We start from the raw sequence: 22,571 nt of genomic DNA, 5'->3' as shown, positions 1-22,571 counted from the left end.
ATTTTCTCGGATGTGGGAGACTCGCGCTCCTTATTCAACGGTAAGGTGCGTCAAATCCTGGAACCAGGACTGTGCCATCACAAAGCCCTTCACGTTCGGAGCAAGCACCCGCAAGTTCTTATCGTGGACGATGAAGAGCCATGGCGCGTCATCGGTAATGATTCCGGATGCTTGCTGCATGAGGCCGTCCACTTCATCGGGAGAAGCGACCTTGATCTTGTTGAGAAGAGCTTCAACTTCCTCGTTCGAGTACTTGCCCTTGTTGTTGCCGACTGGAGCGAAGGAACTCTTGGCGAAGTTAAAGTCAATGGCCCGGATCGGCGTATACGTTCCCGTAGAGATCATGACGCCGCCTACTTCCCGGTTAGTCGGGAATCCGGAGGAGAATTGGTCGAGCAGCGACTGCCATTCCACCACTTCAAGCTTGATCTTGATGCCGACCTCGGCCAGGTTCTTCTGCACATATTCGGCAATGGGCTGCGGCCACATGTTACCGGAACCGGCGGAAGGCAGGATGAAGGTCGATTCAAATCCGTTCGGATACCCAGCCTCGGCCAGCAGCGCCTTGGCCTTCTCCGGATCGTAGCTGTACTTATATTTATCGTTGTACCAGGATTGCCCCGGATACATGAGCGCATTCGCGGGCTCGGCGGCTCCGCCCAGCAAATCATTGGCGAGGCCATCCCGGTCGATGGCATAGTTTGCGGCTTGTCTGACCAGCTTGTTGCTCCAAATCTTCGATTCCATGTTCAGCATGAACGGAAGCACATGAGGATAAGGGTTCAGGTAAACTTGATAGCCTTGGCTCTTCAGACTGTTCATCGATTCGGGAGGAGGCAGCTCCGCCCAATTGACTTCACCGGATTGCAGCGCGGCCAGTCTCGCCGCCGGATCGGAGATCGGCCTCAGCACCAGCTTGGAGATCTTCGGCACGTCTCCCCAATAGTCAGTGTTGGCCGCCATCGTCATGCTTTGCCCTTGCGTCAGCTCCACGAACTTGAAGGGCCCGGTTCCTACCGGATGCTGGGAATAGTCATCGCCGTACTTCTTGACCGCTTCCGGACTTGCAAACAGCACCCAGGTCAAATCCCACTCGAGCAAGGAATAAGGCTCCTTGGTCACCAGCTGGATGGTCATATCGTCAATCTTGGAATAGGTCGCGATCCATTTGGTGTAGTTCGCTACACCGCCTGCCATTTTTGGAGAGTAATACTCGAAGTCTTTATTCATCACGCGATCAAAGTTAAAGATAGCGGCGTCGGCATTCCACTCCGTGCCGTCGTGAAATTTCACGCCGGGACGAAGATGGAAGGTCCAGGTGGTCTTATCGTCCGATACTTCCCACGACTCCGCAAGCGCCGCCTTCGGCACGGCCGGTTTGCTGTCGCTGGACAAGTCCCAGCGTACCAGGCCGTCATACAGCTGGAATCCGACAAATCGCAGCCCTTCGGAGCCCTCCGTCGGTGAAGTATCGGGAACGGGAATATTGCCGGCGGTCATGGCCACAACAAGTGTTCCCCCAGTGCCGTTTCCTCCGGCAGCGCTTGTTTGCTCGGCACCTGATGCGGCTGGCTGTGCCGATTTGCTGCAAGCGGAAAGCAGAATAGCCAGGACGATGCTCATAATTCCGATGTTGTTCCATTTCCGTCGACTTTTCACTGAGAATGCCCTCCTTGTTTGTTCGCTCATGATGATGACTTGCCCCTTCTATGCCGTGCTGCTTTCCGTTAAATGACAAGCGGAATAGTGACCACCTCCAATCGAAATATACTCCGGCTGTTCCGCCCGGCAGCGTTCCGTCGCCCAGCGACAGCGCTCCGCAAAGGCGCAGCCCGCCGGCATATTGGCGATGGAAGGCGGCTGGCCGGGGATCGCCGTCAGCTCCTCGCGTTGACCGGGACGCGGAGTCGCCTCGATCAGCCCCTTCGTGTAAGGATGCGCCGGGCTTCCCAGCACCTGGCTGACGTCGCCGTATTCCACGATTTTGCCGGCATACATGACCGCGATTTCGTCCGCCATCTCGATCGCCACCCCGATGTCGTGGGTGACCAGGATCACCGTCATTCCGTATTCCCGCTGAATCTGCTTGAACAGCGTGAGGATCTGCGCCTGAATCGTCACATCGAGAGCGGTGGTCGGCTCATCGGCCAAGAGCAGCTGCGGCGTATTGGCAAGCGACATGCCGATGACCGAACGCTGGCGCATGCCGCCGCTCATCTCGAAGGGGTAAGCGCGCATCCGCGTCTCTGGCGAAGGAATGCCCACCTTGGTCAACAGCTCGGTGACCTTTCCGCGGATGGTCCCCTTGGCAGCTGTCCCGTGATCCCGCATGCACTCGCCGATCTGCTCTCCGACCCGATAGAGCGGGTCAAGTGCCGATAGCGAATCCTGAAAGACCATCGCGATTTGGCTGCCACGAATTCGCTGCATCTCTTTCTCGCTTTTGTGCAGCAATTCTTCCCCGTTATAAAGCACTTGGCCAGACGTAACCGTCTCCTTCGGCAAAATCCGAAGAATCGATCGGAGCATCACGCTTTTGCCGGAGCCGGACTCCCCGAGCACCACGAGCGTCTTGCCTTTTTTCACTTCCAGGGAAACACCTCGCACCGCTGGAATCGGTTTTCCCCGTATCGAGAAATGCGTCACCAGGTTATCGACCTTGAGTAGAGTTTCGTTCATGCTCCTTCACCTCCCTGACTTAATCGGGACAAGCCCTTATACGGATTCCTGATAGGCATAAGCGGCTTGAAGCAGAAGATGCTCGGAGTAATGCGATCCGATCAGCTGCATACCGATCGGCAGTCCGTCCACCCGGCAGGGAATGCTGATCGCGGGGTGCCCGGTATAATTGAAGCAGGAGGTGTTCCGGAAGTGAGCCGCACCAGCGTTGGGGATTGCCTGCTCCAATGCTTCCCGCGTGTCCTTCGGGGCGTGGAACCGGGGCGCTCGGGTCGGCTTCGTGGGGCAAACGAGCAAATCAACATCGGCGAAGGCCCGGTCGTAGGCATTGCGGATTCCCTTGCGCACATTCTGTGCCTTGGCATACAGCGTGCCGTAGTATCTCCGATGCAAATATTCCGCTGTCGTCAGATTGGACTTCATATTCAGCGGAAGCTGGTAGCCATGACTCTGCTTGGAGCTGCCGATCATCCGGATCAGCGACGTGGGGTAGTAGGTCTCGGCGAAGGCTCCACCGAAATTGGTCTCCATCAGGTACCGACAGCCTTCCATGAGGAGAATCGAGGCCGGGATATGCGCATCGATATGCGCCGGTACAGATACCTTCGACACGACCGCTCCTGCCTGGCTCAACACATCGACTGCCGCCAGAACGGCGCTTTCCACCTCCGGGTCCATCCCGTCGAAGCCGAAGCCTTCCGTCAGGATGCCGATCTTCAGCCCCTTGATGCCCTGATCGACGATTCGGCTGTATGCCGGAAGCTCTGGAATATCGCGCTGCCTGGGGTCATATCCGTCGGGTCCGGCAATGCATTCGAGCATCACGGCGACATCCTCCGCTGTCTTCGCCATCGGCCCGAGGAAGTCGATGCCGGGATCAGAGCCGAACACGCCGGTGTGCGGGATCAAGCCGAATGTCGGCTTCAGCCCGAGGATGCCGCAGTAGTGGGAGGGAGCCTGGACCGAGCCGCCCTGATCCCCGCCGATGGCGATATCCACGTCGCCTGCCGCCACAGCGGCAGCCGATCCCGAGGAAGAGCCTCCGCTGACATGCTCCGGATTATGCGGGTTCTTTACCCTTCCGTAGTCTCCCGTTCCGGTGAGCCCCGAACCGGAGGAAAAATCGATCATGTTCAGCTTCCCCGTGATGGTCGCGCCTTGGTTCAGCATTCGGGTCACGATGGTCGCGTCGAAGTCCGGCGTGTACCCGTCCATGAAATGCGACCCCAGCGTCAGCGGAATTCCCGCTACCGCGATGTGATCCTTCAACGCGACGGTTTTGCCAGCGAGCAAGCCCTCCTTCGTGCCTTCCACCCGACATTTGCGAATGTACGCATTGTAGGGGTCCTCTTCCTCGGAAGGGCGGTATCCCGGGTCCCGAAGGAATTGTCCCATCGGAAGCCGCTCTTCCTCCAGCTTGGCTTCATAGAAACGGTCCAGCCCATCCAAGCTCTTCTCCATGCTCTTCTGCACCAATTCTGCTTCCAGGTCGGTGAAATCAAATCCAAGCTCCTGGCCGTACGCCTTGACCTCTTCCACATCCGGTTTTCTAAGCACGCTCTCCACTCCCTCGGCTGACTTATTTATCTTTGGTATAGAAAACCTGATTCTCCTGATACAGCCGTTCCAGCGACATTAGCTGTTCCTTGGTATGCTGCAGATTGACTTTTCCGACTTCGCCGATTAATAGATTTAGAACGCTATAGCACGCTGCATAAGACTCAAAGAGATCCGTGGAATTCACGGGGGTGACCAGATGGCATTCCGCGATGCCCCATTCTTCGAGGGAATAGGTGTCGCTGATGGTCAGTTGCTCAACCTGCCTATCCTTCAGAAACCGGATCACCTCGATCATTTCCCTGGGGTAACGAGGAAACACAAAGTTGATCGCCAAGGTGTTCTCGGGGTTCAGCTTCACAATCTTGTCGTAGATCCCGCTGCCTCCTGAGGTAACCAACCGGACATCGGGGTGGATTTTGCTGAGAATAAAGTGAAAATAGTGGGCTAGGTGGGTGCCAGTTCGCAGTCCAATAACGAGAATGGTTGGCTTGGAGGCAATGCGTTCGGCCATTATTTGCAGCTTGCGCTCATCGACTGCCCTCAGCGCCTGGACCAGGTTGTCTACCTCTTGATGCAGGTAAGCGTCGATGGCCGAATCGCTGCCCTCCGCCAGTACCGGATGGTTCTCCGTTCCGGAGATTTGATTGCGGACGCTGTCTTGGATCTCTCGGATGAACGAAGAGAAATTGGAATACTCGAGGAAAATCGTTACAAACCGCGTGACCGTCGATTGGCTGGTTCCGGCCGCTTCGGCGAGCTCGGCTGCGGTCATAAAGGCAACGGAGTTGAAATGATGCAAAATGTATTCCGCCAGCCTGCGAATGTTTAGCGTGGTTTTTTCGGAGTAAATGATTTCAGTCAGCTTGTCCTTCAGCATCTTATTGCGGATTTCACCGGTTTGAATAATTTCATTCACCACCACTCTATATGAAATTTTTCATTCACTTCTTTGAATTGTTTAAAATATACCCCATCCCCCACCCTCCGTCAATAATTTTTCACAATTTAGGTCAATATTTTTTACATAAAACGATTACATTCGACTTTTGTGTCATATATTCTGACATTATACTTCCATAACCTAGAAAATGCCCGCAAAAAAGCCCGTGCAGTTCAAGCTGCACGGACATGGTAACAACTCTATACAAGAATCAGGAAAGGCGAAACCCATTCGCCAGTGGGGAGCCAAGCTTCTGGTTTGCGCTTCGATCGTCTATCCTTTACGGAACATCATCCTCATGCCGAAAAAGATCAAGAAGACGCCCACAAGCACATTCAAGATCTGGATTGCAGATGCGGATAGGAAGGTTTGCAGCACGCTTCCCAACCAAGCAATAAGAGTTAAGAAAACAAGGGTGGACAGGACGGCGCCAAAGCCATATGCGAGCATATCGCTTTTTTGCAGCTCCTCCTCTGCGATTTTGGCTGAAAATGCTCCTGCCCAAAACAGGACCGTAAGCGGATTAGACAGGGTAAGCAGCATGGCACGAAGGAAAATGCTCGTTGAACCCGGCTGGCTCGGCAGGCTTAAGCTTGGCAGAATCGAGAGATCAAACGCACTCAAGATCGTGCTTAGTCCAAACACGCATAAGATGACGGCACCGAATCCACGAAGAACCGCTTTGACATTTTTCCTATCCATGAGCGAGGCGAGACCCAGAATAGCTGCCAAAATAAAAAGGCCGTCCACGATTGTAATCCCCAGTACTCCTGTCTCCGCTAAGGCAAACCCGCTTGTAGATCCCGTTTGAAAAATGAACAGGCAGACTGGACCGATGGCAACTTGCAATACCATACCAAATCGAAAGCCCTTAACCATCATTTTGTACGCCATTACACATTGATGCTTTCCTTTAAGGTGGAGAGAGCGATGGTCGTGTTGATCTTGTTGACGCCTTTTATTGCCCGCAGCTGATGAGAGATAAACTGCTCCAGAGCTTTCGTATCTTCCAAGAGCACCTTTAATAAATAGTCATATTCGCCGGCCAAGTGATGACATTCGAGCACGGAAGGATATTGAACGACGGTTTTCCTGAAATTCTCAATATTGTCCGTCTCGTCAACGATGACAAAGATAAACACCAGCAGCTTATAGTTAAGCTTTTCTCGGTTTACCTTTACGGTGTAGTTCTCAATGACCTCCGCTTCCTCCATTTTCCTTATTCTTTCTGAGACAGCCGGAACCGAGAGGTTTACTTTTCGGCTTATCTCGGATGCCGTTGCCCTCCCGTTTTCTTTTAGAGCGTCAATAATTTTTAAGTCTGTCTTATCCGTACCTGTCACCCCCGCGCTTCAATTAATTAATGCCATTTTAGTTATTCGCTAAAACAAAGTAAAGATTTGCAGGAAAATCGATAAGATTTTAGGTTTTTTGCTTCCCCAGATTAATAATATTCGAAAGAGGACCCATGAGCCGCCGCAAGGCTTAAAAGAATGATGAGGGTGAATATAACAAAAAACCTTGAAGGTCTCTTCAAGGTCAAGGAAGGATTATCGAAATTTATCGGTTGTCCGGCTTCTTCATCCAGAACGTATTGAGAAAGGCGGTCTTAAACCCGACCTTGCCCATATTTCCGTGGCTGATTGAGCCGAACTCTACATCGGTATACACCGTCTTCACTCCCAGCTTCACGGCATCGGCAAGCCGCTGCTGAAGCAAAGCCAATTGACAGCCCCTGCCTCGATAGGGCTCGAAGGTGTAGTCATTGGCCAGGTAGCCCTCTTCTCCACTAAGGAAAAGCGATGCCATCGCTGCGGGATTCCCATCTATTCTAAGCATATAATTCAGAAAATCAGGTCTGTGAAAATACGGCTTGGACCGCACCAGCATGTCTCTGCTGATCTCTATGCCGCCCATGGACTGCCCAATCCACCCGACAAATTCCTCCGCACTCCCCTCCGTTACCCGTTCAATCGTTAACCCCGAGGTCGTTACTGACTCGTTCGAGGGATGAGTGTACAGAAAGGCAAGCTGCTCGACGGGATAAAATCCCTTTTCGGATAAAGCGTGAGTTACCTCTTCGATCATGTGGTTCGGGGTCATATCGAAACAGGGAGCGGCATTCGGATAATGGCTAAGCAGTTGATCCAGCTCCGGAAGGTCTTGCGCTCCGAAGCCTTTGATTCGATTGTAATAAGGTGAGGACGGATCTGTCTGATCCCGAAGCAAGAGGGAGCTCCCCAAGCGCAGGACTTCGAGCTGCCTCTCGACAGGAACCAGCGAGCGGCTAGCATTCAATTGGGTGAGCTCTAGCTCCAGCTTTTCGATTCGTTTCAAGTAATCTAGTGGTTTCTTCTCCGGCACAGAGGGTGCAGCTCCTTTAGGAAAGGGATCGTGTTTCACTATTTTACAGACTCCCCCTCACCATAGCGTCAACCCAACCCTTTATCAATGGAGAATACCGCTTTCAGCGAAAAATTATCTTCCTTTGCGTTCGGTTCTGCGTTCGACAATTATGGCTGTTGAGTTGAAAGCGCATGAGGGCCGCCCCTTGCGGGACGGCCCCTTTCTGCCCTTCGTCCATGAACCCCTATGCTCATTCCACATAAAAGAAGATGTTTCCATAGTGTTTCATGAATCGTTTATACTCCTGATTGCTTCGCAGAACGATGATGGACGGATACGCATTTACTTTGCGTTGTTTTAATGAGGCCAACAGCCCTCGCTGGACGGTGCTAGTAAACTTTCCTTCCTCGTACTGAATAAGCAGCGGCGGGGGAGCGAGTAGAGAATCGCCATCGGGATCGCCCGCCAGATCCCCCGCCAGATCCCCCGCCAGATCCCCCCCACTATCGCCGCCTTCGCGCTCGATGAGCCGCAGCGGTAACTTAACGACCCCGAAATAGAGGGGGGCATCTTTCAGGAAATCCTCTACGAGAGGAGCGGCTTTCCGGGTAAGCAGCAAATAACATTGAACCCACTCTTCGATCATCCCTGCATTCGTGTAGTGCACGGCTGATTCCAGCGTCGGAGAGTACGTTAGCTGCTTATCGCCGCTCTTCGAGTAGATGATCTTCTTGATGGAATCCAAGGATAGAAAGTATTCGTCCGCAAGCTCCGATACCGTGAGCCCATGGGCATACTTATTGCGAATCATGATGTTGCGTCTCTGCAGCTGCTCCCGATACCCGGACGTTTCGCCCCATGCCTTTTTTTCATCCCCGGAAGGGATGTACAGGAGTTTCCCCGCCGCGTACTTCTGGATTTCTTTTAAGAGATTCTCAGGAAGGATGTCGCTGGCATTTTCGTATTTCATCCTGCTCACCCATTATAAGACGTAGATTCGATCTTTCAGTTCGCCGATGGATTTCATGATGGTCGTGCAAGACTCCTTGTCATCAATCGATGCATGCCAACGCAGGACGTCGATCCCTTTATAATAGGCCATGCATAGGAATCGTTCTTGAAAATCCGGTATGACGATGCCTCTTTTCTTGGAGTACTCGACCAACAATTCCGGGATGCGCAGATACGGCTTGTTCAAGTCCATAATGGCAAAATCGAGAAGGAAATCACAGATGCCGGATCGGCTCCAATCGGGAAATCCGACCGTCGTCTTGCCGTCCGTGATCATATTCACGAAAAACGTGTTGTTATTAACCAGATAACGTTTCCCTTCGCAATAAGAAATTCGGCTTTTCATTTCCTCGTAGTAGGTTTCGAAGAAATCACGCTCGAGAACCGTTGTCTCGAACGTCTCCTTCCAATTGTACCAGTAACCCTCTTGATCATCCGCGAATGTATCGATCAGAAACTCCCTGCAGGTCCCATACTCCGTTCGGCATTCCTCATTAAACGAACCGTAGCCCTCTACTCCCGCCAGATCAGACGAATGAATCTCCAAGATCTTGTCAAAAAACAATTCGTGGCATTCCGCAAACTGCTCCGGGGTTAATTGATCGGATACAAATCCATTCGGCGTCATGCTAACCTTCTCCGAAAGCATCGATCTAATGATCGTGTCCTTACTCATCTTCTACCACCCTTTCCCTTGTCTTAGTCACATCAGGTGCGCATCTGATCTAGGGCAAGGATATCATGGGGATTGGATGGGATATAGGCCGTGAATATTTTAATGCAACTTTACACGGCTGAGAAAACTCGTCGTAATTCATGGCAGGATTCACCGTACAATGGCAAGGGGCAAACGAGACCCTTGATTGGGTTAGCGAGCTTTTTGCTACTCATTTCGACTCTGACTTCGCTTCAAGGGAGTCAGCCAATTCTTCAAGAAGGATTTCACTGCTGGCTTCAAGCTGCATCGGGTAAAGCTCCACCTTCTCCGGCACCAGGTTTTGCATGTGATGAAATGCAGCTGAAGAAGCGTATATTTTATCCGATTGCCGGATCTTATCCAGGTTCTGTTCGAAGCCTTGATCCCCGATGCCAAGGGACTGGGAACGAATCTGGCGAACTCCAGCATCCTCTACTCGGCTAGCCATCCATTCTCCGCCAGCTTTCCCCAGACACACAAAGGTGACTTGAGTGCCTTCACTCAGCTTGGCCAGATTCAGCAAGGTTTGCGGCTCAAGGGTTGCGCCGATGACATGAATCTGGAGATCCCGACCTACCATGATTTTCCTTACTTCATCCGCATGATTGACGGTTGTAATGATCATGTCAGAAGCGGTCAGCACATCGTCTGACAGCCGTTCTCCGTTCGCCAACTGCTCTGTAAACACGACATCCACTTCACAGCCAGTGATCCGCTGGATCTCGGACTGATAGAAGAGATAGTCGTGTTCTTTGCATTCCACAAGAACGATTCGCCTCCCTTGCTCCCCAGAAGGATCCTGAAGAAGAACATAAGCAAGTCCCGCCATAAAAAAGGATTGAAGCTCCATCCCCTCCGTTTGGGCGCTATTTATCGTTTCGGTGAGCAGACGATGCATCGGCTCACGTTCTTTTCGTAGCTGTTCGACCCTGGGTCCGTGGCTTACGATCGTTCCACGTCCTTTATGCATAGTGACGAGGCCTTCGTCGCGCAGTTGATTATAAACCCAATTCACCGTATTGCGATTAAGTCCCAATGAATCAGCCAATTGACCGGCTGCAGGCAGCATGTCGCCGAGTTCGATTTTACCGGTTCCAATCAGCCATTTGAGCTGTTCTTTAATTTGTGTATTAACGCTAAAGGTCAAGTTTGGATCAATTTGGAGCATTAAACTTTTGTGGTTCATAAATAAACCTCATTTCATAGTTATCTAGTTATATTATAATCCATTACCTCCCCATTGACAAAAAGAAGTTCATAAAGTATAAAAAACTATATAACTAGTCAAGTATGTATATATTACTTAAAAAGAGGTGTTAACAGAATGGCTGAATCTCTTCAAAAGAGGAAGAGAGAGGGCAGAAGTCCTCCAACGATCATACTGGGTACGAAAGAAATCATCCCAAAAAACAAAAAAATACTTAGGAGGAAATGATCATGAGTAAAAAAAGTGGGTTTCGTTTGGGTGTATATGTATTTAAAGATGCGGAAATTATCGACTACGCTGCTCCCTATGGAGTATTCTCTGTAGCCAGAAGATTGGATCCGGAGCTCGACGCCTTTCTTGTTGCAGATTCCATGAGACCGATCCAAACACAGGCCGGACTGGTGGTTCATCCGAATTACAGCTTCAATGATTTGCCGGATATGGATGCCTTTCTGATTCCCGGCGGTTTTGGTACGAGACAAGAAACGTACAACAAACGGCTGCATGAATTTATCAAGTCTTTGCCTGAAACCACTCTTCTGACCAGCGTATGTACAGGTTCCTGGATTTATGGCAACATGGGGCTTCTTGACGGCATCGCCGCTACAAACCGGAAGGAACCCGACCGGATTGAGAAAACCAATATGGGCAAAGTGCCGATTGATCGTCTTGCAGAAATCGCACCGGCCGCTAAGATCAGCAGAGCTCGCATCGTCGATTCGGGCCGCATCATCACTGCAGGCGGTATAGCATCGGGTATGGAGATGGGCTTCCACTTGCTGCGCCGTGCCGGATACGAGGAATCCTTTATCTTGGAAGTAGCCCGAGTCATGGAGTATGCCAAGGCGTACGACAACTACAAGGATGATATCGAGTACTTCACCAAATAATTTCGACCTTTGAAGGCGATACGATTCAGCTTGCGTCTGCAACAGGGTTAAGGCCATCCTTGGCGGATGGCCTTAACCCTGTTATACGAAACTTTAGCGCTCAGCTGGCGAGCTCCAATTCGGAGAAATGATCCGCGATGTGCATAGCGAAATACAGATCATACTCCTCCTTGCTCAGTTCTCCGAAGATCAAATGGGGAGCCAACGGCCCTTTGTACGCCTGGAAGGCGTCGATGGCCTTCAGCAGCAGCTCGATTCCTTCCTCGGCCGTTCCCTGCCGACGGATCTTGGCCCCACCCGGTACATGTGCCGTCAAATCATGCTTCATATAGCCCTGCTTCAAAAATTTACGGATCGCCACGCGCCCGATGGTCTTCCTCACCAGCTTGGGCTTCAGCACCGGATAACCGGTCATGGAATATTCGATGGTCTGGGCGCAATGGGCGAGAATCTCATAGAGCGGCCATTGCTTGGTCTGGATGACGCCATATCCCTCCAGGCTCGACAGTTCTTTCTTCACCTCATCCAGCGATGCAAAATGCACGTTGTTCATGCTCCTTCTCCTCCTTCTTGCCATCCTTCCTGCATTACCGCATGATCTTTCGAACCCACTTCACCTTGTCGCCATAAGGCGGAAATAAGAAGGGGATGTCCAATTTGGTGCTCTTGCTCAGAACGCTCTTCGTATGGGAGAACAGCTCGAAGCTGTATGGTCCGTGATAAGCGCCAATCCCAGCGTTCCCTACTCCCCCGAAGGGCAGATGGTGATTGGCCACATGGCTGATCGTATCGTTCACGCAGCCTCCACCGAAGGATACGCGAGTGAGCACTTCCTGCTCTACGCGAGAGTCTTCGGTAAACAGATACAGCGCAAGAGGCTTGGGCCGGCTGTTCACCTGCTCGATCGCTTCCTCCACTTGCCGGAAGCTCAGAATCGGCAGGATCGGACCAAAGAGCTCATCCTGCATGGCCGCGTCTGACCAGGAAGCCGTATCGAGCAGAGTCGGCTCGATGTAAAGCTCCTCTCGCTCTAGCATCCCGCCTGACAGCACGCGAGCCGAGTCCGCTTCCAGAATAGCGGCCAATCGGTCAAACTGCCGCTCATTGACGATTCGGCCGAAGTCCTTGCTCTGTCTTGCATCCGGTCCGAAGAAGCTCGCAAGGACCGTTTTCATTCGGGCGATCAATTCCTCTTTGATCTCCTCGTGAGCCAGAACATAGTCCGGGGCGATACAAGTCTGCCCGGCATTCATCATCTTGCCCCAAATGATCCGTTTGGCTGCGGCGTCGAGGTTCGCGGTACGGTCCACGATAGCCGGGCTCTTGCCCCCGAGCTCAAGCGTGACGGGGACGAGGTTTTGAGCCGCAGCTTCCATGACGATCCTGCCGACCGGTACGCTTCCCGTAAAGAAGATGTAGTCGAAGGGAGCGTGAATCAGCGCTGAGGTGGTTTCCTTCTCCCCTTCAATCACTCGAATATACGTCTCGTCAAAGGTTTCGCTGATCAGCTTCTTGACGACGACGGTAACTGCAGGGGTATTCTCGGAAGGCTTCAAGACTGCGCTGTTCCCTGCCGCAATAGCCCCGATCAGAGGCTCGATCAGCAATTGGAACGGATAATTGAACGGCCCGATGATCAGAACGGTCCCGTAGGGCTCTTTGTGCAGATAACTCTTGGCTAATCCATGGTAGAACGGTGTCCTTACCCTGCGCGGCTTCATCCACCGCTTCAAATGCTTGCTCATGTAACGGATGCTATCCAGCGTATAGCCGATCTCCGTCGAATAGGCCTCGAATTCGCTTTTGTGCAGATCCTGATATAACGCCTCCAGCAGCTGCTTCTCGTTCCGTCGGATTGCGTCCGACAGCTTCTTGAGCTGCTCCAGGCGGAATTCCACGCTCCGCGTATAACCGCTGTGAAATTTCTTGCGATGCTCCTGCAGGATCTCATCGACCTGCTCCAGCGTCCATTGCTTCATTCTCTGTTCCTCCTTTCATCCAATCAGGTCTAGAGACAATCTCGCTCCAAGGCGGTCAACAATCTTCTTAACAATTCCACCGATTCCTGCATGGACAGCTCATAATACCGCTGAGTGCCAGCTTGCTCGACTTTGACGACCCCTGCGTTCTTGAGCAATTTTAAATGATGAGAGACCGCCGGACGAGACAGGATCAACTGCTCCGTGATTTCATTGACTGTCTTCCTGCCGTTCTCGGAGAGGAATAGCAAGATATCCTGACGGTGCGGATCGCTTAATACTTGAAGAATCGGAAGGCTTTCGCGAAAAATCTGCAGCGCTTGTTTACCCATGTCGGTGATCACCCTGTCATCTAGGATTAAATGTTTAAACATTTAAACATAATCATTGGAGTTATCGTACACCTATCTTCATAAATAATCAAGCCGCAGTCGCCCCGATAAGCAAAAGAAGAGCAAAACGGTTTCGCCATAAGCACGTACCGTTTTGCTCTTTTCGAATATGGCTTGGTTATCCTTACTTGATAATCACGTACTCCAGCCCAACAAGCTTGGCATAGGTGACAACTTGATCCGTCGTCAAGGTTAAGGAGACCACGGTATGGTGGCCGCCGCCGTTCTCGATCCAGGCCTTCACTCCATCCTGGAAGTTCGGCTTCACTTTCCACAACACGCGAGCCACGGGAAGCTTGGGAGCCGGAACCGTCGGCTCAAATGCCGTTACCTCGTTGATCAACAGCTTGTAATGCGTGCCGAAGTCCGCCATCGATACCACGACGCCTTCTCCTGCCTTGCCGTCGAATACGAGACGGGCTGGATCTTCGCGGTTGCCGATTCCGAGCGGCGCTACGAGGATCTTCGGCTTATTGCTCGCCAGAGACGGGTCTACCTCCAGCATATGCGACTGCAGGATCGCTTCCTGACCCGCTGCCAGCTCGTAGGTGTAATCTTCCATGAAGCCAGTGGAATCATTGTGGCTCATCACCTTCAGCAAGCGGTCGAGCGCAGCTGTCTTCCAGTCGCCTTCCCCGGCGAAGCCATAGCCTTGTGCCATCAAGCGTTGGACGGCAAGACCCGGAAGCTGCTTCATTCCATACAAGTCTTCGAAGTTCGTCGTGAAGGCATTGTACCCGCCGTTATCCAGGAAGCGTTTCAAGGCGATTTCATAGCTGGCTTGAACTTTTACGCTGGCCTCCCAAGCTTCCTTGCTGTACGTGCCATAATCAAAATCATACAGGTTGGAGTATTCCGCAAACAGAGCATCAACCTCTTCTGCCGTAACCGCATTTACGTATTGAACAAGGTCGCCGATGCCGAAATAGTCGACGGTCCAGCCAAATTGAATTTGCGCCTCGACTTTATCCCCTTCCGTAACGCCGACGTTGCGCATGTTGTCGCCGAAGCGGGCGACTTTGATGGTGAAGCCTTCGTTATAAGCAACCGCTACATCCATCCAGTCTGCGATATGCTTCTGTACTTCGGCGCGCTCCCAGTACCCGACGACCACTTTGTTTTGTTTATTCAAACGAGCATTGATGAAGCCATATTCCCGGTCACCATGAGCGGCCTGATTCAGGTTCATGAAGTCCATGTCAATCGTCGCCCAAGGAATGCTCTCATTGTATTGCGTGGCCAGATGAAGCAAAGGCTTCTGCAGCAATTTCGTTCCGCGAATCCACATTTTTGCGGGCGAGAACGTATGCATCCAGGTAATGACACCGGCAACCTCGTCGCGATAGTTGACTTCCTTCATGATGGTCGTGATCTTGTCTGCAGTGACAGCCAGGTCCTGCAGGACAAGCGGGTAAGGCAGAACCCCACTCTTATTCAGGGCGTCGGTCATGACCTGCGCGTGAGCTTTGACTTCTGCTAACGCTTCTTCCCCATAAAGGTGCTGGGACCCTACGACAAACCAAAATTCTTTTTTTGCTGCTGTTGTCATCTTACTCATCCTCTTCTCTGTATGATGATTTGGATTACTTTTGTCCGTAATAGGCGTCTTTCCCATGCTTCCGCAAATAGTGCTTATCCAAAATTCGTTGGGGCAGCTCTTCCGCAAAATGATTCAATTCGCGTGCAAACAAGTTCGTTTTCGAAACCTCTTCCAGCACGACGCTGTTCATGACGGCCGACTTCGCATCCTTGCCCCAGGTGAAGGGTGCATGGCCCTTGAGCAGAACACCGGGGACCGCCATAATGTCTAAGCCCCGCTGCTCAAAGGTCTCGATGATAACCCGTCCGGTCTCTGCTTCATAGCCGCGATCAATCTCCTCTTGGGTCAGGAAACGGGCACAGGGTACGGAACCGTAGAAGGTGTCTGCATGAGTCGTCCCCATGACAGGGACATCAAGACCGGCTTGCGCCCAGACGGTCGCCCAAGTCGAATGGGTGTGCACGATGCCGCCGATCTCTGCGTAATGCTTATACAGCACAGCGTGAGTCGGGGTATCGGAGGAAGGCCTGAGCTCTCCCTCCACCACATTGCCGTCAAAATCAACGACGACCATATCGCTGGGCTTCATCTTTTCATAGCTGACGCCGCTCGGCTTGATGACGAATAAGCCGCTTTGCCGATCCACGGCGCTTACATTGCCCCAGGTGTATTTCACGAGTCCCTGTTTAGGCAGGTCCAGATTGGCCTCATATACTTCTTCCTTCAGCTGCTCTAACACATCAATCCCTCCCGTTCTCTACAAGATGATCCACAGCGGCCTGCTCAATCGCCAACCCTTTTGTGTAGCGTTCCATGAAAGCTTCGAATCCTTTTACATCAGAACCGTCCGGATCGACTTCTTGGCCCTCCACCTCTTTAAAGACTTGTTGATCGAGGAAGTCATCCAGACTTTCTTGTTGAGCTTTGTTCATCATGTAAGCGGCCAGGATCGCCATCCCCCACGCCCCGCCTTCCCCGGCTGTCGCCATGACGGAAACCGGAACATTCAGGGCCGCCGCAACCATCTTCTGTCCGACGAGAGGGGTCTTAAATAATCCTCCGTGAGCCAAAATGCTGTCGATGGCGACGTCTTCCTTCTTGGTCAGAATATCCATGCCGATCTTCAGAGCGGCGAAGGCGGTAAACAGATGGGTCCGCATGAAGTTGGCCAGGTTAAACCGGCTTTCGGGAGAGCGGACAAACAGCGGCCGGCCCTTCTCGATTCCGGTGATGTTTTCACCCGAGAAATACCCGTAACTCAGCAACCCGCCGCCATCGGGGTCCGCCGCCATCGCCTTGTTGAACAGCACGCCGAACAATTGATTGGAGTCGACCTTCTGCCCCATGGCTTCGTAGAATTCACGGAACAAGCCCATCCAGGCATTGATGTCGCTTGAGCAGTTGTTGGCATGAACCATGCCGACCAGACTGCCGTCCGGGGTAGTCACCAAATCGATTTCCGGATAAACGGCCGTTAGCTCCTTCTCCAAGACAATCATGGCAAAAACGGAAGTCCCGACGGAGATGTTGCCCGTCCGTTTCCTCACACTATTCGTAGCCACCATCCCGGTCCCCGCATCACCCTCCGGCGGGCATAGCGGAATACCAGGCTGCAGCGTCCCGGATGGGTCCAGTAGCTTGGCGCCCGCCTCGGTTAATACGCCTGCCTGCTCGCCTGCGGTAAGGACTTTGGGGAGAATACCCTTCAGCTTCCATGGATATCCCTTCGCCGCGACGAGTTCATCAAACTGCTTCACCATCGACGCATGGTAATCTTGAGCGGCTTCATCAATCGGGAACATGCCCGATGCGTCTCCGATGCCAATCACCTTGTTGCCCGTCAGCAAACCGTGAATGTATCCCGCTAACGTTGTCAGGTAATCGATGCGAGGCACATGTTGTTCTTCGTTCAATATCGCCTGATAGAGGTGAGCGATGCTCCACCGTTCGGGGATGTTGAATTGGAATTGGTCCGTCAATTCTTTCGCCGCGGCGCCGGTTGTTGCATTCCGCCAAGTCCGGAAGGGAACCAGCAGCTCCCCCATGCTGTCAAAAGCCATATATCCGTGCATCATGGCCGAGAATCCGATTGAACCGACGGTTTGAAGGGGGATTCCATAGTCCCGTTCAACTTCTTGCTTCATCTCACGATAAGCCACTTGCAGACCCGCGATAATATCCGCCAAGTTGTACGTCCAATATCCATCAACCAAGAGGTTCTCCCACTCGTAGCTTCCCGATGCGATGGTCTTAAACCGATGATCGATCAACACGGCCTTGATCCGGGTAGATCCAAATTCGATGCCAAGTGATGTTTCTCCCTTGGCAATGGCTTGTTTCAAGTCTTGATCCATCCCTGCGTGACTCCTCTCCCTGACAAAGCGGGTTATCCTCTATAATCGAAAAAGAAGGCGCTTTCCCTTATTGACAGCTTTAGTATATTTTTTTGTTCGTACATTTGTCAACATCAAACAATAGATATACTTACAATTATTCCATAACCCCTTCTATTCTTTCATTATTATCTTTATCCAACTAGGAAAAGCAGTATACGAAATTCATAATTACGCTATAATATGTACATACAAATACTTCGTTATCGAAAGTTGTATTCGATCAACAAGGAAAGAAGTGGGTAACATGAAGCCAAAATATCAGGTCATCATCGATGAGATAAAAAGCCATATTTTATCAGGTTCTTATACCATAGGGGAACAAATCCCTACCGAATCCGCTTTGCAAGGTATCTACAAGGTAAGCCGACAGACGGTTCGAAAAGCCATTTTGGAGCTATCGAAGGAAGGCTTTTTAAGAAGCGAAAAGGGTTCCGGCACTTATGTCAGCAACCATTTCCGATCCAAAACCGGCGGGACTGCCACTAATAAAACAATCGGTGTCATCACGACCTACATTTCCGATTACATCTTTCCTTCGATTATCCGTGGGATTGAAGGCCGATTGAATGAAGACAATTATTCGTTACTATTGGCCAGTACAAATAATGATGTCGCGCAAGAAAAGAAAGCATTGGAAATGATGCTCTCATTCGGTGTAGATGGGTTGATTATCGAGCCTACCAAAAGCAACCTATACAATCCCAATATTGCGTACTACTTAGCGCTCAAGGAGCAAGATGTTCCCTTCATCATGATCAATGCTTATTATGAAGAATTGGATGTTCCTTTCTTGTGTCTCGATGACGTTCAATCCAGCTATCTGGCAACCAAAGAGTTGATTTCGAAAGGACATACCCAAATCGGGATCATTGCGAAGATGGATGATTTGCAGGGGAAATTCCGAATGAAGGGGTATATAAAAGCTCTCGGAGAAGCCAAATTGCGATTCCACCCCGAGCAGGTGCTTTCCTTCGATACCGAGACGAAGCCCGATCTGTCGACAAATTTGAAGAAATTCCTAACGGATAATCGAGATGCATTAACGGGGATCATCTGCTATAACGACGAGGTAGGGTTAGAGGTTGTACATGTATGCAGACAACTCGACATATCCGTACCGGAGCACTTGTCCATCATCGGTCAAGACAATTCCTATATCGCCAAGAATGCGAACATCAAACTCACGACCTTGACACACCCACAGGAACAAATGGGACGGGATGCTGCGGATTGGGTCATTAAGAAGCTGCAAGGAAAAAAGGACCTGCGAACGAACACCTACTATCCCCCCGTGCTCATGGAAGGCGAAACGGTAAGAGCGCTAGAAGTTCAAAGAGGCTAATGATAGGAGGACACAGAGACAACGGAGATCACTTGAGGGCAGGGGCTGAGAAACTTGCCCCCCTTGTGGTATGGTTCTCTGTGTTAGCTGAAGGGGCAATTAATGATCCAGGTAACCTAGGTCTATTAAACTAATGCCAGCATATTGATCACCTATACAATATGAGGTAATTCGCTTTGCTCCACTTGCTGGTTTTAACAAACCCTTAGTTAACCACTCTTTTGTCCAGTTGGTTGCTGTCCTTCCAGTTACTTGGAAAGCCTCGGCAATATCTCTAGGTTTGATTACTCCGTCGTTCTGAATTAACATACGCAACAACACTAGCTCTTTAGGCTCAAGTCTTCCTATAATTGGATCAACTAAGTTCTTACTATTTTTATGGGCCGATATTGCCACTTGCTCGAAGGCATACGCCATGATTCGTGTGAAATATTCAATCCAGGGTGATAAAGTCTGTGGATTGTTGCGTCCGTTATAATATAAAGCAGGCAACCCCATTTGTATATTTTTATAGTACCCTGACAAATCTGCGAAATAATACTCCTCCATTGAGTTAAATCCTCGTAAATTGTAACCCCCGGTAGATAATATATAGGATGCCAATGCTCTAGAAGTTCTACCGTTGCCATCTTCAAAGGGATGAATGGTCAATAATTGATATGCCGCAATAGCTGCTTTAATCGGAACAGGAAGTTCTTCTTCTTTATTAATCCAGTCCACTAGATCAATCATGAGCTGTGGAACGTCTGTCCACTCAGGAGGAATATAATCCGGCTGTTTGGTTTCAGCATCATAAACTGCAAACAGTGTTCCTGGAGGTGTTGGTCCTCTATAGGAACTAGCTACCGTTTTTCTTCCAACCCCTCTTCTTTCAATAATTGCATGTAACCGTTTTATAAATGGTTCATTAATGGGGTATTTTAATTTTCTTGCTGTATTTAAGAAGGAAAGTGCATCCCAATAATTTCTAACCTCTTCCTCGGCTCTTATCCGAGAATGATCACGTTTAGCCTTAACAATTTGAGAAACCTGCTCAATACTTAATGGGTTACCTTCTATCCTTGTGGAATAATGAGTCATCTTTAAGCGTGCCTTTTCTCTAAGATCCCTTTCTACATCTGCAGGAATCGGCAAAATATCCACAATTGCTCTCGATCGCTCGACTGACATTAAGTCCTTAATTATCAAGTGGTTATATTCAAAGTTCGGAGAGTACAGTTGCCATCATCTCCTTTCTTTTGTTACTGGTATTAGTTTATCACAAATAAGGAAAAATCATTTCGTTATTTTTTGCGTTAACGAAATAATGTTTCTTAAAACTTGCCCCCATGTGGTACGGATCACCATAACCTCTGACAGCAAGAGTGAAGGCCATCCTGTGTTGGATGGCCTTCCGCTTTGCAGCTGGTTTATTCGGTGGCGAAGCTCGGCATCGTCACGCCGATCAGCGCTTTTTTCCCTTGCGGCTTAAGGAATGGTTGAGCAAGTTCTCGATCTGCTGCAGGAAGTCGGTAATGCTGCTGATAATGATCGATCGCTTGCTTAACCTCAGATTCAGCTTCTCCAGCTTGCTGCCCAGCGAGGTCACAAGCGCAGCCACGGAGCCAACGCCGGATGCCGCGTCATTGATCTCCGCGCTCGTTTGCTCAATTCCGGTAATAATCCGACTGCTGAAGTTCTTCACTTCCCCTGTGCATTCCGCAACTTCTTTAAAATCATGCTGCACGTTTTGGGCATATTGATAATTGCTTTGAATGGTGGCGGCGGTTTGCTGAATGCTGCCTTTGAGCGAATCCATACTGTGATAGAGCGTCTTGACGCTGTCGTCAATCCCCTTCACCATCATGGCGGTAGAGGTGGACAACTTCCTGATTTCCTCTGCGACAACGGCGAAGCCCCTGCCCGCATCTCCTGCACGCGCCGCCTCTATGGAAGCATTCAGCGCCAGCAGGTTCGTGCTGCTTGCAATCTCGGTAATGCCGGCAGACATGTCCTTGATCTGCTTGAAGCTCTCCTCCAGCACCTGGAAGGCATCCGTGATGGAATGAAGCTCCCCGCAGGTTCCGTTCAGCTTTTCGGACAAGATGCCCATTTTATCATCCGCTCGCTCAACAGCCGTCTCGGTCTGATTCATGACGCCGTCGATCTCCTGGACATACTGTCGGAACTGATTGAAGTTCGCATCCAGCCTCGTCATCATATCCTGAATGCCGCTGATCTGAGAGTACGTCGTCCCGATGTCCTGAATGGATTGAGTCACAATGACCTCTTCATTCATAAATTGATCGAGCTTCTTCTCGATGTGCGTAATGCCGTATAACACTTCTTGGTCGTAACTACCCGCCGGGTCGCAAGTCTGTTGCTCCACAGGCTCTAATGCAGCCGCCACTTGATCCGTCCCACCCGATTTGTCCGCGAAATTAAACCATCTCATAGGTATACCCGCCTCATCATTCGAATACAGCCAAGACCATCGTTTGGTTAAAATGCTGCTGTCCCAACTGCTCTCCGTATCCGGCAAATCCAATGTAATTCCCCAAGGCAGCACTCATTTCCTTGGCAAACTCATTCAGATAGCCATCCCCTTCGAACAGCATGGATCGGGCTAGACAGTTCACCATGATTCCGAGAGAAGGTCGGGGGATGTCCTGTTTGACCGTGGCAATGGTCGTTCGGATCACCGCCTTATAATCGTCCGGCTCCAGAAGCACCATGTGCGAATTGTTGTATACCTTGGCATGATAGGACATCCCGCGGTTGGCCGTAACCATTTGATTAGCGGTAATGTACATCTCATTTCCGATGACTCTGCCCATGGGATAGCTGTCCAAGTATTTCGACAGGCCCTCTACCGTTGTGTCCAGCGCCTCCGCTACGACCACGGCTGCCGGCCGATTATCGTATTCGTGGACGATCCGGTTTCGTTCATCAACCTTCGTTGCGGTAAAGGAATGGGTTGTCGGCTTGTAGATGTTTTCCCGATACAGGCGAACCCTCCCTCCGAGATTCTTGATGAAGACAAACGCACAGGCGTTGTTGTACAGGGTACCGTTTAAAGCAATCATCGTCTGTTCCGCTTTGCCGTGGTCCCCCGCCGATCCTCCGAACAAGGGGATATCCTCCTCTTCGAGGACGGAATTCATCGTAGACAAAACCAATTCCTCGCAGCTCATTAAGGCGGTAGAAACCTCGAAGCACACCGTATTCTTCGTATCATCGAAATTTTGCAAGCACCGCTTGATTCGATCCACATGCTTCAGAGGAAACTGATTCGCGTCCTCCAACACATCGGCATAGCATTCAATGCCCTCTTCAATTCCCAGGACGAGCAGGCTCTCTTTATAAGCCCCCTCCTTACAGAAGCCGGCGAAGGTGGTTGCTCCGAGAATAAGGCTGTCCGGAAATTTCCCCTTGATCTCTTCGTTAGCCTTCTCGAAATGCCCCACATCCGAGAAAAACAAGAGGAGCTTTGGCGAGGAGAGTCCGACCGCGGCTTCCGCAACGGCTTCCTTGATGTCATGCTTCGAGCTTTTGCCTATCGAATATTTCATGGATAACACCCTCTAGTCCCTATATCGGTCTGGAATAATAT

At 50.8% G+C, this 22,571-nt stretch carries 21 protein-coding genes; 2 read left to right on the top strand and 19 right to left on the bottom strand.

What is annotated here, in order from left to right; all coding sequences use genetic code 11:
* Positions 1-30 precede the first annotated feature (30 nt).
* The 10 genes from BN2684_RS02865 to BN2684_RS02820 all read right to left on the bottom strand — a co-directional run bounded on the left by BN2684_RS02865 (position 31) and on the right by BN2684_RS02820 (position 10,419).
* Positions 31-1,659: an ABC transporter substrate-binding protein gene (locus tag BN2684_RS02865; protein ID WP_058300674.1), complete on the bottom strand. Its 1,629-nt coding sequence runs from the start codon at positions 1,657-1,659 to the stop codon at positions 31-33.
* Between the two features lie 48 nt (positions 1,660-1,707).
* Positions 1,708-2,679, bottom strand: coding sequence for an ABC transporter ATP-binding protein (locus BN2684_RS02860; RefSeq protein WP_058300673.1), 972 nt, complete (start codon positions 2,677-2,679; stop codon positions 1,708-1,710).
* A gap of 36 nt (positions 2,680-2,715) precedes the next feature.
* On the bottom strand, positions 2,716-4,236 hold the full coding sequence (locus BN2684_RS02855) for an amidase family protein (RefSeq protein ID WP_082651713.1): 1,521 nt from the start codon (positions 4,234-4,236) through the stop codon (positions 2,716-2,718).
* A gap of 22 nt (positions 4,237-4,258) precedes the next feature.
* The gene (locus BN2684_RS02850) at positions 4,259-5,155 is read right to left on the bottom strand and encodes a MurR/RpiR family transcriptional regulator (RefSeq protein WP_148449861.1); all 897 of its coding nucleotides are present in this window, start codon (positions 5,153-5,155) and stop codon (positions 4,259-4,261) included.
* 297 nt (positions 5,156-5,452) lie between these two features.
* Positions 5,453-6,034 (bottom strand): LysE family transporter, encoded by a 582-nt coding sequence (locus BN2684_RS02845; RefSeq protein ID WP_199825291.1) that lies wholly within the window; start codon positions 6,032-6,034, stop codon positions 5,453-5,455.
* 38 nt (positions 6,035-6,072) lie between these two features.
* Positions 6,073-6,522, bottom strand: a complete 450-nt coding sequence (locus BN2684_RS02840) for an Lrp/AsnC family transcriptional regulator (protein ID WP_058300670.1) — start codon at positions 6,520-6,522, stop codon at positions 6,073-6,075.
* Positions 6,523-6,739: 217 nt separating this feature from the next.
* Entirely contained in the window at positions 6,740-7,543 is an 804-nt protein-coding gene (locus tag BN2684_RS02835; RefSeq protein ID WP_058300669.1) for a GNAT family N-acetyltransferase, read from the bottom strand.
* Between the two features lie 232 nt (positions 7,544-7,775).
* Positions 7,776-8,495 (bottom strand): CD3324 family protein, encoded by a 720-nt coding sequence (locus tag BN2684_RS25225; RefSeq protein ID WP_316245497.1) that lies wholly within the window; start codon positions 8,493-8,495, stop codon positions 7,776-7,778.
* A 12-nt stretch (positions 8,496-8,507) separates the two neighbouring features.
* Positions 8,508-9,164 carry a hypothetical protein gene (locus BN2684_RS02825; RefSeq protein ID WP_234340139.1) on the bottom strand — a complete coding sequence of 219 codons (657 nt, stop codon included), beginning with the start codon at positions 9,162-9,164 and terminating at the stop codon, positions 8,508-8,510.
* A 259-nt stretch (positions 9,165-9,423) separates the two neighbouring features.
* On the bottom strand, positions 9,424-10,419 hold the full coding sequence (locus BN2684_RS02820; protein WP_058300667.1) for a GntR family transcriptional regulator: 996 nt from the start codon (positions 10,417-10,419) through the stop codon (positions 9,424-9,426).
* Positions 10,420-10,670: 251 nt separating this feature from the next.
* On the opposite strand from BN2684_RS02820, the gene BN2684_RS02815 reads away from it, so the two are divergent.
* Positions 10,671-11,330, top strand: a complete 660-nt coding sequence (locus BN2684_RS02815; protein WP_058300666.1) for a DJ-1/PfpI family protein — start codon at positions 10,671-10,673, stop codon at positions 11,328-11,330.
* Between the two features lie 100 nt (positions 11,331-11,430).
* On the opposite strand, the gene BN2684_RS02810 is transcribed toward BN2684_RS02815, so the two are convergent.
* The 6 genes from BN2684_RS02810 to BN2684_RS02785 all read right to left on the bottom strand — a co-directional run bounded on the left by BN2684_RS02810 (position 11,431) and on the right by BN2684_RS02785 (position 17,595).
* A complete protein-coding gene (locus BN2684_RS02810) occupies positions 11,431-11,883 on the bottom strand; it encodes a DUF1569 domain-containing protein (protein ID WP_058300665.1) in 453 nt (150 codons plus the stop codon).
* 34 nt (positions 11,884-11,917) lie between these two features.
* Positions 11,918-13,309 carry an aldehyde dehydrogenase gene (locus tag BN2684_RS02805; RefSeq protein ID WP_058300664.1) on the bottom strand — a complete coding sequence of 464 codons (1,392 nt, stop codon included), beginning with the start codon at positions 13,307-13,309 and terminating at the stop codon, positions 11,918-11,920.
* Positions 13,310-13,338: 29 nt separating this feature from the next.
* On the bottom strand, positions 13,339-13,641 hold the full coding sequence (locus BN2684_RS02800; RefSeq protein ID WP_058300663.1) for an ArsR/SmtB family transcription factor: 303 nt from the start codon (positions 13,639-13,641) through the stop codon (positions 13,339-13,341).
* 184 nt (positions 13,642-13,825) lie between these two features.
* Positions 13,826-15,250: an L-arabinose isomerase gene (araA, locus tag BN2684_RS02795; protein ID WP_058300662.1), complete on the bottom strand. Its 1,425-nt coding sequence runs from the start codon at positions 15,248-15,250 to the stop codon at positions 13,826-13,828.
* Positions 15,251-15,284: 34 nt separating this feature from the next.
* Positions 15,285-15,980 carry an L-ribulose-5-phosphate 4-epimerase gene (locus BN2684_RS02790; RefSeq protein WP_058300661.1) on the bottom strand — a complete coding sequence of 232 codons (696 nt, stop codon included), beginning with the start codon at positions 15,978-15,980 and terminating at the stop codon, positions 15,285-15,287.
* Position 15,981: 1 nt separating this feature from the next.
* Positions 15,982-17,595: a xylulokinase gene (locus BN2684_RS02785; protein WP_058300660.1), complete on the bottom strand. Its 1,614-nt coding sequence runs from the start codon at positions 17,593-17,595 to the stop codon at positions 15,982-15,984.
* Between the two features lie 286 nt (positions 17,596-17,881).
* Here BN2684_RS02785 and BN2684_RS02780 point away from each other — a divergent pair, with 286 nt between their 5' ends.
* Positions 17,882-18,979, top strand: a complete 1,098-nt coding sequence (locus BN2684_RS02780) for a GntR family transcriptional regulator (RefSeq protein WP_058300659.1) — start codon at positions 17,882-17,884, stop codon at positions 18,977-18,979.
* A gap of 99 nt (positions 18,980-19,078) precedes the next feature.
* Here BN2684_RS02780 and BN2684_RS02775 read toward each other — a convergent pair whose 3' ends face one another.
* The 3 genes from BN2684_RS02775 to BN2684_RS02765 form a co-directional block, all read right to left on the bottom strand.
* A complete protein-coding gene (locus BN2684_RS02775; RefSeq protein WP_199825290.1) occupies positions 19,079-20,122 on the bottom strand; it encodes a Fic family protein in 1,044 nt (347 codons plus the stop codon).
* A gap of 301 nt (positions 20,123-20,423) precedes the next feature.
* Positions 20,424-21,413, bottom strand: coding sequence for a methyl-accepting chemotaxis protein (locus BN2684_RS02770; RefSeq protein ID WP_058300658.1), 990 nt, complete (start codon positions 21,411-21,413; stop codon positions 20,424-20,426).
* 16 nt (positions 21,414-21,429) lie between these two features.
* A complete protein-coding gene (locus BN2684_RS02765) occupies positions 21,430-22,530 on the bottom strand; it encodes an FIST signal transduction protein (protein WP_058300657.1) in 1,101 nt (366 codons plus the stop codon).
* Positions 22,531-22,571 lie beyond the last annotated feature (41 nt).

Source organism: Gorillibacterium timonense (genome assembly GCF_001457415.1).
In the GTDB taxonomy this organism is placed as follows: domain Bacteria; phylum Bacillota; class Bacilli; order Paenibacillales; family NBRC-103111; genus Gorillibacterium; species Gorillibacterium timonense.
The sequence above is the reverse complement of the archived record's forward strand: the minus strand, read 5'-3'. Positions and strand labels throughout refer to the sequence as shown.